Annotated in this window: 13 protein-coding genes; 9 read left to right on the top strand and 4 right to left on the bottom strand. The window is 58.1% G+C overall.

All coding sequences use genetic code 11. The annotated features are described in order from the left end of the window. The first annotated feature begins 7 nt into the window (after window positions 1-7). The 3 genes from otnI to J2T09_RS17355 are packed head-to-tail and all read left to right on the top strand — an operon-like array spanning window position 8 to window position 2,951. Window positions 8-793, top strand: a complete 786-nt coding sequence (gene otnI / locus J2T09_RS17345) for a 2-oxo-tetronate isomerase (protein ID WP_306836919.1) — start codon at window positions 8-10, stop codon at window positions 791-793. A 3-nt stretch (window positions 794-796) separates the two neighbouring features. Next, entirely contained in the window at window positions 797-1,648 is an 852-nt protein-coding gene (locus tag J2T09_RS17350; RefSeq protein ID WP_306836921.1) for a 2-hydroxy-3-oxopropionate reductase, read from the top strand. A gap of 40 nt (window positions 1,649-1,688) precedes the next feature. Then, window positions 1,689-2,951, top strand: coding sequence for a glycerate kinase type-2 family protein (locus J2T09_RS17355; protein WP_306836923.1), 1,263 nt, complete (start codon window positions 1,689-1,691; stop codon window positions 2,949-2,951). Window positions 2,952-3,220: 269 nt separating this feature from the next. Here J2T09_RS17355 and J2T09_RS17360 read toward each other — a convergent pair whose 3' ends face one another. After that, window positions 3,221-3,619 (bottom strand): nuclear transport factor 2 family protein, encoded by a 399-nt coding sequence (locus tag J2T09_RS17360; protein WP_306836925.1) that lies wholly within the window; start codon window positions 3,617-3,619, stop codon window positions 3,221-3,223. 135 nt (window positions 3,620-3,754) lie between these two features. After that, the gene (locus tag J2T09_RS17365; RefSeq protein WP_306836928.1) at window positions 3,755-4,708 is read right to left on the bottom strand and encodes an NmrA/HSCARG family protein; all 954 of its coding nucleotides are present in this window, start codon (window positions 4,706-4,708) and stop codon (window positions 3,755-3,757) included. A gap of 132 nt (window positions 4,709-4,840) precedes the next feature. On the opposite strand from J2T09_RS17365, the gene J2T09_RS17370 reads away from it, so the two are divergent. After that, on the top strand, window positions 4,841-5,263 hold the full coding sequence (locus J2T09_RS17370) for a winged helix-turn-helix transcriptional regulator (protein ID WP_306836930.1): 423 nt from the start codon (window positions 4,841-4,843) through the stop codon (window positions 5,261-5,263). A gap of 392 nt (window positions 5,264-5,655) precedes the next feature. Here the strand turns inward: J2T09_RS17370 and J2T09_RS17375 are convergent, their stop codons facing one another. Further along, a complete protein-coding gene (locus J2T09_RS17375) occupies window positions 5,656-6,597 on the bottom strand; it encodes a LysR family transcriptional regulator (protein WP_306836931.1) in 942 nt (313 codons plus the stop codon). 141 nt (window positions 6,598-6,738) lie between these two features. On the opposite strand from J2T09_RS17375, the gene J2T09_RS17380 reads away from it, so the two are divergent. The 5 genes from J2T09_RS17380 to J2T09_RS17400 all read left to right on the top strand — a co-directional run bounded on the left by J2T09_RS17380 (window position 6,739) and on the right by J2T09_RS17400 (window position 10,752). Then, window positions 6,739-7,728 (top strand): LLM class oxidoreductase, encoded by a 990-nt coding sequence (locus J2T09_RS17380; protein ID WP_306836932.1) that lies wholly within the window; start codon window positions 6,739-6,741, stop codon window positions 7,726-7,728. Between the two features lie 156 nt (window positions 7,729-7,884). After that, the gene (locus tag J2T09_RS17385) at window positions 7,885-8,160 is read left to right on the top strand and encodes a hypothetical protein (RefSeq protein WP_306836934.1); all 276 of its coding nucleotides are present in this window, start codon (window positions 7,885-7,887) and stop codon (window positions 8,158-8,160) included. Between the two features lie 121 nt (window positions 8,161-8,281). Beyond that, window positions 8,282-9,268, top strand: a complete 987-nt coding sequence (locus J2T09_RS17390) for a zinc-dependent alcohol dehydrogenase family protein (RefSeq protein ID WP_306836936.1) — start codon at window positions 8,282-8,284, stop codon at window positions 9,266-9,268. Beyond that, complete coding sequence (locus J2T09_RS17395) at window positions 9,265-9,594, top strand: antibiotic biosynthesis monooxygenase family protein (protein WP_306836938.1); 330 nt, start codon at window positions 9,265-9,267, stop codon at window positions 9,592-9,594. The genes J2T09_RS17390 and J2T09_RS17395 overlap by 4 nt, the downstream gene beginning before the upstream one ends. A 138-nt stretch (window positions 9,595-9,732) precedes the next feature. Continuing rightward, entirely contained in the window at window positions 9,733-10,752 is a 1,020-nt protein-coding gene (locus J2T09_RS17400) for a zinc-binding alcohol dehydrogenase family protein (protein ID WP_306836941.1), read from the top strand. A gap of 175 nt (window positions 10,753-10,927) precedes the next feature. On the opposite strand, the gene J2T09_RS17405 is transcribed toward J2T09_RS17400, so the two are convergent. Next, window positions 10,928-12,316, bottom strand: a complete 1,389-nt coding sequence (locus J2T09_RS17405; RefSeq protein WP_306836943.1) for a sensor histidine kinase — start codon at window positions 12,314-12,316, stop codon at window positions 10,928-10,930.

Raw genomic sequence — 12,316 nt, forward strand, 5'->3', positions numbered from 1 at the left:
CTCCAGCATGCCTAAGTTCGCAGCCAATCTCTCCATGCTCTACACCGAGCATTCCTTCATCGACCGCTTTGCCGCCGCCGCTACGGATGGCTTTCGGGCGGTAGAATACGTCAGCCCTTATGAGGAAGCCGCTGAAGCGATCGCCGCCGAGCTGGCACGCCATGATCTGCAGCAAGCCCTGTTCAATCTGCCAGCCGGCAACTGGGCAGTAGGCGAGCGGGGCATAGCCTGCCTGCCGGACAGGGTCGCGGAATTCCAGGCATCCGTGACCAGAGCGATCGAGTACGCGGACGCACTCGGCTGCCGCAAGGTCAACTGCCTTGCCGGCATCGTTCCCGCCGCCGTTGAGCCGGACGTGGCCGAGGCGACGTTCGTCGATAATCTGCGCTATGCTGCCGAACAGTTGGCCGATGCCGGAATATCGCTGGTCTTCGAGCCGATCAACACCCGCGACATCCCCGGCTACTTTTTGACAACGACGGATCAGGCGGAGTGGATCATGGATCGGGTTGGCCATTCCAACCTGCTGATCCAGTACGATTTCTATCACATGCAGATCATGCAAGGTGATCTCGTCCCCACCTTCGAGAGGCTGCGGGGCAAGATCGGCCATGTCCAGATCGCCGATAATCCTGGACGCCACGAGCCGGGGACTGGGGAGATCAACCATGACTTCATCTTCAGGCGCCTGGATGAACTCGGCTACGACGGCTGGGTGGGCTGCGAATACAAGCCGGCAGCCGGCACTAGCGCCGGTCTTGGTTGGCTCGAACTGCTCCAAAAGAGGAATTGACCATTGAAAATCGGATTTATCGGACTGGGCGTTATGGGACGCCCGATGGCGCAGCATCTGATCGAGGCAGGTCATGAGCTGTATCTGTACCGGGTGAAACCTGCATCAGCTCATCTCGTCGACGGTGGTGCGACGGCCTGCGCGTCGGCCTCACAGGTGGCGCGGTCGGCTGAGGTCATCATCCTCATGTTGCCTGACACACCCGATGTCGAGCATGTTCTGTTCGACGAGGGCGGTGTGGCGGAAGGCATCGAGCCAGGCAAGCTGATCATCGACATGAGCTCCATCTCGCCGCTGGCTACAAAGGATTTTGCTGCGCGTATCGAGGCGTGGGGATGCGACTATGTCGACGCGCCGGTCTCGGGCGGAGAGGTCGGCGCAAAAGCCGCCTCGCTCACCATCATGGCCGGCGGAAAGCCGGAGGCGTTTGAGCGCGCAAAGCCGCTGTTTGAAAAGATGGGGAAGAACATCACGTTGATCGGCGGTGTCGGCGATGGTCAGATCGCCAAGGTCGCCAACCAGATCGTCGTCGCCCTCAACATTCAGGCCGTATCGGAAGCTATCAGGTTTTCCAGAAAGGCGGGCGCCGATCCGACCGTCGTTCGCAAAGCCCTGTTGGGCGGTTTTGCAGCGTCGCGGGTTCTTGAAATTCACGGAGAGCGGATGATCAACGAAGCCTTCGAGCCCGGCTTCCGCATGCGCTTACATCATAAGGATCTGTCGTTGGCGCTGGAATCCGCACGCCTGCTGGAGCTTATGCTGCCCAATACCGCAATGGTGCACCAGTTGATGAACAGTGCCCTGGAAAAAGGTCTGGGTGACACGGACCACTCGGCGCTCATTAAGGCATTATGACGTTGCCACCGCGAAGTTCGACCGACAGGAGCAACGCACGATGATTGCAGACCCCCGACTGTTCTTGACATCGCTATATGAAGCCGCGGTAGAGGCCGCCGATCCATTGAGCAGGATCAGGGACCTTCTGCCACCTCCGCCCGTTGGCGGGCGTGTGGTCGTCGTCGGCGCCGGAAAGGGCGCAGCACAGATGGCGCGTTCGCTGGAGAGCCTTTGGTCCGGCCCTCTGACAGGTGTGGTGGTTACGCCCTATGGTTACGAATGCGAGACGCAGTGCATTGAGGTTATCGGTGCGGCGCATCCAGTCCCGGACCAAGCGGGTCTCGATGCTGCCGAGCGACTGAAAGCAGCAGTATCGAACCTCTCGAACCAGGATCTCGTGATTGCACTGATCTGCGGCGGAGGTTCGGCACTCCTGCCCGCGCCGCCAGACGGTTTTGCTCTTGCCGACGAGATTGCCCTGAACGAGCAACTGCTGGTGTCAGGTGCTCCGATCTCAGCGATGAACGGAGTTCGCAAGCATTTCTCGACGATCAAGGGAGGAAGGCTGGCAGCTTTGACAAAGGCGCGGGTGGTGAGCTTCGTGGTGTCAGACATTCCTGGAGACGACCCGGCGTTGGTGTCGTCTGGCCCGACAATCCCAAATCTCGGTAGTTATCATGATGCCGCAGAGATTATTGCACGGTATCGGCTGAAGCTCCCGCAACGAATGCTCGATTTTATTGGATCGGACGCCGCTCGCGCACCGAACCCGGCGGATGCACACTTTGCCGGGCACAGCCACCACCTCGTATCCTCCGCCCGCATTTCGCTCGAAGCGGCGGCAGCATCTGCCCGCGCCTCAGGAGTAACGCCCGTAGTGCTGTCGGATTGCATCGAGGGCGAAGCGAAAGATGTCGGCCGTGTGCACGCGGCCATCGCACATGAAGTCGCACTGCATAACAGCCCGTTCATCCGACCCTGCGTGCTGCTGTCGGGTGGCGAGACGACTGTTACACTTCGATCAAAGGGCGGCAAGGGCGGACGGAACGGAGAGTTCGCACTGTCTCTCGCGCTTGCGATCGATAATCTCGATGTGTTTGCACTGGCTGCCGATACCGATGGTATAGATGGCTCGGGGGACAACGCTGGCGCATTTTCTGATGGCACCAGCGTCGCCCGCTTCATCGCGAAGCATGTAAACGGCCATGCCAAGCTTTCGGCTAACGACAGTTATGCCGCCTTTGCGGCCATCAACGATCTTTTTGTCTGCGGACCGACTGGCGTCAACGTCAATGATTTCAGGGCTATACTTGTTCGATAAGATCAGAGTTATTGTGGGTCGCTGGTTCGAATCCGCTCAAGATCGAGGCGTCGGTATTGTCAAAACTGGACAGAATGGATCGCAGAGTTTCGCGAGGTGGCAGCGAAAAGCTTTTCCGGTACTTCTGTTTCAGAAGCGACCATGTGCAACCCGCCGCACGTCGCTTCGCTGTTAAGCCCCCTTCAACTGTAGGCGACGAGAGGTTGGCGTTTGACACTTCGGCCTGCCGCTCTGAGGTGGCGCTAGCAGCGTCCCAGCAAAACCAAAGATCAACCGAATGTCTCCTGCACATGCATGAGGTCAGTGTATTCCCTTACGATCGCGACTTTTGCGTCTCGGATCTTGAAGAAAAAGAAATACTCGTTTTCATAGATTTTGCCCGACTTTGTGGTTGCTCGCGATCGAGCTTCCGCGGCGACACTGTCGCCCTCGCCGACTATGTTGATGATTTTCATATCGAGACCGTTGATGTAGGCTGAAAACATGTTGCGGAACATGGCTGCGGCCTCTGCTCTGGTCTTCGTTCCTGCGGACGAGAACAGGTGAGGCTTGCCGTTAACCCACCATGTTGCGTCCTCGGTCATGGCGTCAATCAGTCCGTCCGCGTTCGACGTTCTGAAATGGTCGCAGAATTCTCTTACGATCTGCTTGTTATCTTCTATGCTCATTGTTGTTCGTCCACTGTTGAAGGGCTAAGGGGAAATCGAGTGCGGGCTTTGCGTGCCGCCAGAGGCCAGACCGCCCTTGCCCGGCGTCGGTACCTCACACTATCCTTTTAGGCTTGCTCAAGCCGGTGTGAAGGTTCATAGGCTGAACTGCGTCTTGTCGCCGCGCCATCCAGTCGACTTCAGGAACTGCTCCCACGAGAGCGTCTCCGGATTCAAGCGACGGCTCCATTCCAGGTCGTGTTCCTTCCCGAAGTAGCCGTACTCGACGGCAAACTCGACCATGCCGATCAGCTCGTCTACAAGCAGCTCATTGGCGGCGAAACTCGGGAAAAATTTCAGGAGCTCTTCGCGCTTGAAAGCGCTGCGGTACTCGGCTTTGACGCCTGTGACACGCTGGAATGTATCGACCATCTCGCGCGGAGAAAGGATGTCGCCGACGATCGGGATCGTCTTGCCCTTGAAGGTATGAGGGTCGGCGAGCACGGAAAGCACTGCCGGGCCGGTCGCAGTGACTGGATCGACGAAGGGTGCACGAAAATCCTCCGGCAGGTAGATCGGCATGAGCAGTGTGTCGCCGTCCATCTGCGGTACATAATATTCCAGCAGGTTGGTATAGAAGAAGGCCAGCGAGACGAACGAATGCGTTATCGGCAGCGTGCGAATGTAGTCGGCGACAAGGGCCTTGTCGGTGAAGTGCGGGGTGAACTTTTTGCCGCCGGAAATCTTGTCGACATTTTCGAGGGTCGAGAAGACGATGTGACCGACGCCGGCCTCGACAGCTGCATCTGCCAGCTGTTTGCCGAGCACGAACTCGGCATTATCCTGCGGCAGGAGCTGCGGCGTCATAAGATACGCGCCGTCGGCACCCTTGAAGGCCGTCACGAGGTCCTTCTCGTGGCCGAGGCCAAGCGGCGCGACAACGACTTCGGCACCGAGATCCGCTAAGCTGCAGGCCTCGGCAGAGTCACGATTGCGGGTGAGCGCCCGCACCCGATACTGTTTGCTCTTGAGCAAGGTCATGGCGACACTACGACCCTGCTTGCTGGTGGCGCCAACAACCGCGATCAGCGGCTTTTGTTCGGTAGGCATTGGAATTGGCTCCCTATTTTTGATGCGTGGATGGAAACGCGGCGCACGAGGTAGCGCGCCTTCTTTCCATGCAACCCAAGTAAGGATACGATGACTGTTGGTGAAGTACGTACAAAGAGAGCATGTAGTATCATGAATGATAGTACCCCTTTGAAACGCAAGCGCCGGACGGCTCACCGGACCGGCTGCGCCGTTGAGGCGACAATCTCTGTCATCGGCGGAGTGTGGAAACCAGTGATCCTCTTCCATCTGCTCGACGGAAAATTGCGCTTCAATGCCATTTGCCGACTGACACCGGCGGCGACGCCGAGAATGATCACACTCCAACTCAGAGAATTGGAGGCCGATGGCGTCATCAGCCGGATCATTTACCCCGAAGTGCCACCAAAGGTGGAATATGAACTCACCGAGTTGGGGCGATCACTGGCTCCGGTACTTGTCAGTATGTGCGAGTGGGGGGCGAAACTGCAGGAACTCAGCGGGCTCCCGGTCGATACGGGTGCATGTAGAAGCACGCTGAGGCAGGAGGCAGCTCTTCACGAAAAGACCGCGTAGCTGCCGTCTAAAGTGTTCTGAGTGTTGTTCTTTCAAAGTCAGGAGGTCTGGCCGACTAAGACCTTACCTTGGGTTCAGCGCGAACGATGATGGTTACGTAAGAAATCCAGAGCGGCGATGCGGATAGATATTTCGTCCCTTTAGTCCGTCGATGTCCTCGGTGATGACCGAGGTGATGACCGATTTTCTTTTTTGCGCGCTTGGCCGATACGTTGGCAGAAACGGAGGCTCAAGATTGCAAAAGCCTCGCATGTGTTAGTGATTTGTGTTTGACAGAGCCTGCTCTGCAGGGAGAGGCCCAATCGCGGTCGCTGGCGAGAATTCAAAAGTTTAGCCATCCGACAGTCTACAACGACCGGCAATTTTGCCTTTTGCCCTTGCGGTGAACTCGCCTAGCGATTTCTTGATCCTCTCCTTTCTGTCAGGATATTCTCAAGCCCTTGGTCCCAGTAGGGTTGAGGCCCAAATCGATTGACAAGCCAGTCGATGAATACTCTCACTTTCGGTGCCAGTTCGCGAGAACTTGGATATAGCGCCCAAAGCGTCTGCGTTGAGATAAGCGGATATTCGGAAAGGACTGGCACGAGGGCGCCAGATCGCAGTTCATCCGATGCGCACCAAGTGGCCATTAGGGCGATGCCAAGCCCGGCAGAAGCCGCGTCGCGCACCGCGGTGCCGTCATTGATGCGCAGGCTTGAAGTAACACGACGCTCGATTACTTCCCCGTTTTTTCCTCGAAACGTCCACAGATCCAATGTGCCGACGACGAGGCAGGTATGTTCCGCTAGGTCGTCAGGCGTGCTCGGCCGCCCGCGTTGCTCGAGATAATCGGGTGACGCGACCAGCACCCGATTGTCCGGTGCAAGCCGCCGCGCGACGAAGGACGAGTCGCTGAGCTCGGTATAACGAACAGCCACATCGAAGGCGCCCTCGACCAGATCAACGATGCTGTCCGAGATGCGCAAATCAAGCGCCAGATCAGGATATCGCCCACAGAAATCAGGCAGGCCCGGTACGATGTGCATTCGTGCGAACGAGGCGGGAGCCGCTACTCGCAATGTGCCGCGCGGCGCGGCCTGCTCTCGCCCAAGTGCTGCTCGTGCGGCTTCCGCTGCGAACACCAAATGTTCCGCATGCGGCAGGAAAGCGAGACCGTCCTCCGTCAGCGTCGCTTGCCGCGTCGTGCGATGAAGAAGTCTGGCGCTGAGCTGCCGCTCGAGAGTGGCCAGTTTGGCACTCGCTCCCGCCGGTGTGAGACCCAGGTCTCGGGCTGCGGCACTGATGCTGTGCAACTGGGAGATACGCACAAAGAGTCTCAAATCGTCGACGTCCATGAGGCGACTTTCAAAGATTATTTGAAACTGATCCTAATTCGGGGCCGCTACTGAAGGCAATCGCGATAACTCAAATAGGAGCCATCAAGACGGCGCCATGGTTGGTGAGCCCGTCAAAGCCAATTCTGAAGGGATATCGCCATGACCATCATCCCATCACCGGCCGCAAGGGTCGGTCCAAGCCCTTTCGGCCGTGGCTATGCTTCCATGTTCGCGCCGGAGCAGTTGACGATCGGCGTCTATTTCCCAATCGAGTCTTTCGAAGGACCCGAGCCGGCGATGCACGACCAGATCGAACTCGCCCAGCAAGCCGAGCGTCTCGGCTTTGCCGCGCTGTGGGCGCGGGATGTGCCGCTGAACGACCCGACCTTCGGCGATCTGGGCCAGATTTACGATCCTTTTGTCTGGCTTGCGACGATCGCGGCGAGAACGTCGACCATCGCGCTTGCTACGGGCGCAGTCATCCTGCCGCTTCATCACCCGATCGATGTCGCCAAGGCAGCGGCATCGCTTGATCGCTTATCCGGCGGACGTTTCGTGTTTGGCGTGGCTTCAGGCGACCGCCCGGTCGAGTATCCAGCATACCGCCGGGATGCCGACCTGCGCGGTGAACTCTTCCGTGACGCGTTCGACTATGTCGAGGCGTTGCTGACGAAGCGTTTTCCCGTCCACGCGTCGGCGCATTATGGCAGGCTTACGGGCGGCGGCGACCTCATGCCCAAACCGTTCTCGCCCCGGCTGCCCATTCTCGTCACCGGCCAGAGCCAGCAATCGTTGGAGTGGATCGCGCAACGTAGTGATGGCTGGCTCACTTATCCGCGGGACATCGGGCAGCAAGCGCAGGTCGCCAAACGCTGGCGCGAAGCACTTGATCACGCCGGAGCAGAATTCAAACCGATTGCGCAATCGCTTTATGTCGATCTGGCCGCAGATCCGGATGCGCCGCCCCGCTCCATCCATCTCGGATACCGGGTAGGGCTACGGCGGCTGGCCGACCTCTTGGACGCCCTGCGCTCCCATGGGATCAACCACGTCGCACTGAACCTCAAGTTCAGCAAGAGACCTGTCGCCGATGTTCTCGATGAGATCGGAACTGAAGTCATTCCGCATTTCAGGATCGGTCCGACATGAGGCGCAAAGCCGCTGCCAATGATGACATGTGCAGTCCTGGCATCCTCATGCACACAGCATCCCGACATCGCATCAGGCAGGAAGCTGCCTCTGCTCCGTAATTCAACACACAAACCGGGCGCAGATCGCGCGGTATCACGTCAAAAGGAAAGCGTTATGACCGTAACAACTCGAACGGCGATTGCCGCCGCCATTTTACTTGCCGGTCTGGCCGTCCAGACGGCACTCGCCACGAAGGCACGAGCACTCGAACCAATTCCGGGCAGCATAACGTTTCAGGGACAGCCAACAACGAAGCTGTTGAAGTCTCCCGTAGGAAGTACGTTTGCTCACCGGTTTTATGCCGACGGAGCACATTACGAGGAAACCTACAAAATCAGGGAGGACCGCTCGCTGGAGCTCGTTCGCCGCCAGAGATTGAGCAATCGCTAAGAGGGCGCCAAGGCGACGAGCCGACTTCCAGCCCTTCGGAAATCACAGGAAAAACACCGGTGAATTTCGTCAATGAGCTTCAACAGCCACGATATGCCGTTTAACAAAGTGAGGATTTGCAATGAAAGCGATGACACTCAACTCCTTTGGTGGTCCGGACGCCTTTGAGCTTTCCGACGTGCCGAAGCCGGTTCCTCAGGTGGGACAGGTTCTGGTGCGGGTCCATGCCACATCGATCAACCCCCTGGACTACCAGGTTCGGCGAGGTGACTATCGCGACCTGGTGCCGTTGCCGGCGATTACCGGTCATGACGTTTCCGGCGTAGTCGAAGCCATCGGTCCCGGGGTAACCAGATTCTCTCCCGGAGACGAAGTCTGGTACACGCCGCAAATATTCGACGGGCCGGGCAGTTATGCCGAATACCATGTCGCAGACCAGAATATCATTGGAAGAAAGCCCAGCGCACTCAGCCATCTGGAAGCAGCCAGCCTGAGCCTGGTCGGCGGAACAGCGTGGGAAGCCCTTGTCTCGCGTGCTGCCCTCAGGGTGGGAGAAAGCATCCTGATCCATGGTGGCGCGGGAGGGGTAGGGCATGTGGCTATCCAGATCGCGAAAGCAATCGGTGCGAAGGTCTTCACGACCGTGCGCGAAGAAAACTTCGAGTTTGCGCGAAGTGTCGGGGCGGATGTCGTCATTGACTACAGGAAAGAAGATTATGTCGACGCCATCATGCGGGAAACCGGAGGCCTCGGAGTAGACGTCGTGTTCGACACCCTCGGCGGCGACACTCTGTCCCAAAGCCCGAAGGTGCTCGCGCAACTTGGACGCGTCGTCTCGATCGTGGACATTGCACAGCCGCAGAACCTCATTGAGGCATGGGGCAAGAACGCGAGCTACCATTTCGTCTTCACGAGGCAGAACCAAGGCAAGCTCGATGAGCTGAGCACGCTGGTGGAACGCGGTCAGTTACGGCCGCATGTGGGCGCCGTCTATTCGCTCGCCGACCTTCCGCTTGCCCATGCGCTGCTCGAGAAACCCAACAACGGCCTGCGTGGCAAGATCGCGATTGCCGTTGACCCGTCGGCCGCCACAAAGGTGCAACCATGATTTATGAGATCGCCAAACTGCCTGTCCACAGGGACAAAATCAGAGAGTTCCGGCAGGCATTCGAGGACGTTGTTCCTCTGCTCAAGCGTGCGCAGGGGTACCTCGGTCATGTTCTGGCTCAGGGGATCGAAACGCCTGAAGTTTTCAACCTGATCGTGCGATGGCGCTCGCTTGAGGATCACACTCCAGGCTTTGAAGCGAGCAAAGACCATGAGGATTTCATGCGGGGTATCGAGGAATACTTCTCGAAGGAACCAACAGTCTATCATCTCGAGGGCGGCGCCTTTGCCGCAAACGAACATGAAAATGGGGATGCTGCTGGTTAACACGAGCAGCCTCTGCCATGCCGGCAACAAAACATGTTCCGGAGAAGCGCAAGGAAGGGGCAGTCAGCTCCTCCCGGTGCTCGCGCGAACGCAGAAAGACAAACGAGTGGCGTCCAAGACGCAGAAATGGAGACACGCATGAAAGCCATCGGATACAAGATACCTTCGCCGATTTCCGACCGGGATTCGCTCGTCGATATCGAACTGCCAAAGCCGCAGGCCGAAGGCCGGGATATACTCGTCCAGGTGAAAGCGATCTCGGTCAATCCCGTCGACTACAAGGTTCGCCGCAGCGCCTCGCCGGCCGACGGTGACAAATGGAAAGTCATCGGTTGGGACGCGACAGGCATCGTCGCTGCGGTCGGCGACGAAGTCACCGGTTTCAAAGTGGGAGACGAGGTCTGGTATGCGGGGTCTATCACCCGTCCGGGGGCAAACGCCGAATTCCATCTGGTCGATGAGCGTATCGTCGGCAAGAAGCCGTCCAAGCTAAACTGGGCCGAAGCAGCGGCGCTGCCGCTGACATCGTTGACGGCTTGGGAGGCCTTCTTCGATCGTCTGGATGTGATGAAGCCGGTTCCAGGCGCAGCGCCCTCGGTCCTCATCATCGGCGGTGCCGGCGGAGTGGGATCGATCGCCATCCAGATCGCCCGGCAGTTCACCGACCTTGCCGTCATTGCCACGGCTTCGCGTCCGGAAACGCAAGAATTCGTCAGGTCGCTCGGTGCGCATCATGTCGTTGATCACTCGAAGCCGCTTGCCAGCCAGATAGCGGCACTGGACATCGGTGCTCCGGCGTTCGTTTTCTCCACGACCCAGACCGCGCAGCATGTCGATGACATTGTCGAACTGATTGCGCCGCAGGGCCGTTTCTGCCTCATCGATGATCCATCGGGGTTTGACATCATGGCATTCAAGCGCAAAGCCGTATCGATCCACCATGAGCTCATGTTCACGCGCGCCATCTATGGCACTCCGGACATGGACGAGCAGGCACGCATCCTGAACGAGATATCGGCCGCCGTTGACGATGGAAGGATTGGCACAACCGCCACGAACAACTTTGGTGAGATCAATGCGGCAAACCTGAAGAGGGCTCACGCGCAGCTCGAAAGCGGATCAACGATCGGCAAGGTTGTGCTTGAAGGCTTCGCCTGATCAGACGTCTGGGCTCGATCAGTGGTCCGGCGGGCAGAATAGTCGCCCGCCGGAGCATCTGGTGTCTCAAAGTCAAAGGTGAAGCATGATGACATTATCCGGGTTTCAGATTGCGGAGGGCGCGGTCATCATTTCTGGGGGCTTTAGGCTCGGCGACCTCGCGCAACCTGGGGCATCAGCCGTCTGCCACGAAAGGCCGGATCTGATGTTCTCGACGATGCATCTCAACGCGCAACGCATTGCGCCACCGAATGATGAAAACACTTCCCTGACCCGGTGATGACCTGAGCTCGATAAAGCCGCCATGCTTTCCAATGATCTCGTTGACCATGCTCAAACCGAGACCAGCCCCGGATCCGTGCGGATTCACGCGAAAAAATGGCTCGAAAATGCGTGAATGTAGCTCCTGCGCTATGCCGATACCTTGATCGGAGATGAGGACGGAACCATCGGCCTCCACCTTGACTGCGATGTCGCCACGCCCGCCTCCATATCGAATGGCATTCCGCACGAGATTGGAAAAGGCGCGCTGCAGCGCCTCGTCATCGCCTTCCATGGGCACCTTGAAAACATCGGTGTCGAAAGAGATCTCATAACCTTCGGAAATCGCGAATGGTGCGAGGTCGGCCACTACCTTTGACAGGAGATGGTCCAGCTCGATGGTCTGCGAAATCGGCGGATTCTGCCGATATCGCTCGATCTCCAGAAGCTGGTTCGTGATGGCCGTCAGCCGCCTGATGCTCTTCTGAATGTGAAGTTTCTCGTCGCTTTGCGGTAACGTGTCCGCACGAACCTGAACGATGGCGATTGGCGTGCGCAGTTCGTGGGCTGCGTTGACGAAAAAGCGCTCCGTTTTTTCGAACCCGGCGTCCAGTCGATTGAGAGCGAGATTGATTTCCCTGACGACCCGCAACAGTTCTTTGGGCAGTCCATTTTCGTCTACCACACCCCCACGTGCTTGGAAGTCGACCTTGTTTAATCGGTCTGTAAGCTTCCTCAGGGAGCGAAGCGACCATTTCGTAACCCATGGGACACCGAAAAGGGTGACCACCAGAAGTATCAGGGCGGGGACGCCGATCGTTATCTGTCCCACGACAAAAACAAGCTGGTACAGGGACATAGATACGCCACCGGCTAACACCGTTGCCTCTCCGGCGGCGGTTGACATCGTGTCAACCGTGGCTTGCCGGTCTGGGGCATCAATGTAGCCACGCAACTCAACACTGCGGAAATTGGTGAGGAACGCCGCGTTCTCCGCGATATCTTTCGGCATCTCGCCGTGCCGCAGCGTGGAGCCGTCAGCGAAGCGGATCAGGAACCAGGACGTGGGCCATTCATGCAACACTGTCTTGAGTGCCGGTGTCGGATCGATCGTTGCTTTGCCATTGTGGCCAACCGTCACCGAATTCGAGATTTCCTGTGGGTACCAGGCAGAGGGAACCGCCCCGCGAGGAGCGCTCAGGGTCGCGATGTATAAAACGAGCCCGAAGGAGGCGATGATGGTGACAAGCTGAAGCGTGATGAAGCCGAGCGTGAAACGCCAGCGCAGGGAATGGTGAGACAT

Source organism: Neorhizobium huautlense, from assembly GCF_030811685.1.
In the GTDB taxonomy this organism is placed as follows: domain Bacteria; phylum Pseudomonadota; class Alphaproteobacteria; order Rhizobiales; family Rhizobiaceae; genus Neorhizobium; species Neorhizobium huautlense_A.

Excerpts from the sequence above, each read along its gene's own strand:
- otnI (WP_306836919.1), top strand. The coding sequence starts at position 8 with ATGCCTAAGTTCGCAGCCAATCTCTCCATGCTCTACACCGAGCATTCC.
- J2T09_RS17355 (WP_306836923.1), top strand. The coding sequence starts at position 1,689 with ATGATTGCAGACCCCCGACTGTTCTTGACATCGCTATATGAAGCCGCG.
- J2T09_RS17360 (WP_306836925.1), bottom strand. The coding sequence starts at position 3,619 with ATGAGCATAGAAGATAACAAGCAGATCGTAAGAGAATTCTGCGACCAT.
- J2T09_RS17365 (WP_306836928.1), bottom strand. The coding sequence starts at position 4,708 with ATGCCTACCGAACAAAAGCCGCTGATCGCGGTTGTTGGCGCCACCAGC.
- J2T09_RS17370 (WP_306836930.1), top strand. The coding sequence starts at position 4,841 with ATGAATGATAGTACCCCTTTGAAACGCAAGCGCCGGACGGCTCACCGG.
- J2T09_RS17375 (WP_306836931.1), bottom strand. The coding sequence starts at position 6,597 with ATGGACGTCGACGATTTGAGACTCTTTGTGCGTATCTCCCAGTTGCAC.
- J2T09_RS17380 (WP_306836932.1), top strand. The coding sequence starts at position 6,739 with ATGACCATCATCCCATCACCGGCCGCAAGGGTCGGTCCAAGCCCTTTC.
- J2T09_RS17385 (WP_306836934.1), top strand. The coding sequence starts at position 7,885 with ATGACCGTAACAACTCGAACGGCGATTGCCGCCGCCATTTTACTTGCC.
- J2T09_RS17390 (WP_306836936.1), top strand. The coding sequence starts at position 8,282 with ATGAAAGCGATGACACTCAACTCCTTTGGTGGTCCGGACGCCTTTGAG.
- J2T09_RS17395 (WP_306836938.1), top strand. The coding sequence starts at position 9,265 with ATGATTTATGAGATCGCCAAACTGCCTGTCCACAGGGACAAAATCAGA.
- J2T09_RS17400 (WP_306836941.1), top strand. The coding sequence starts at position 9,733 with ATGAAAGCCATCGGATACAAGATACCTTCGCCGATTTCCGACCGGGAT.
- J2T09_RS17405 (WP_306836943.1), bottom strand. The coding sequence starts at position 12,316 with ATGTCTCACCATTCCCTGCGCTGGCGTTTCACGCTCGGCTTCATCACG.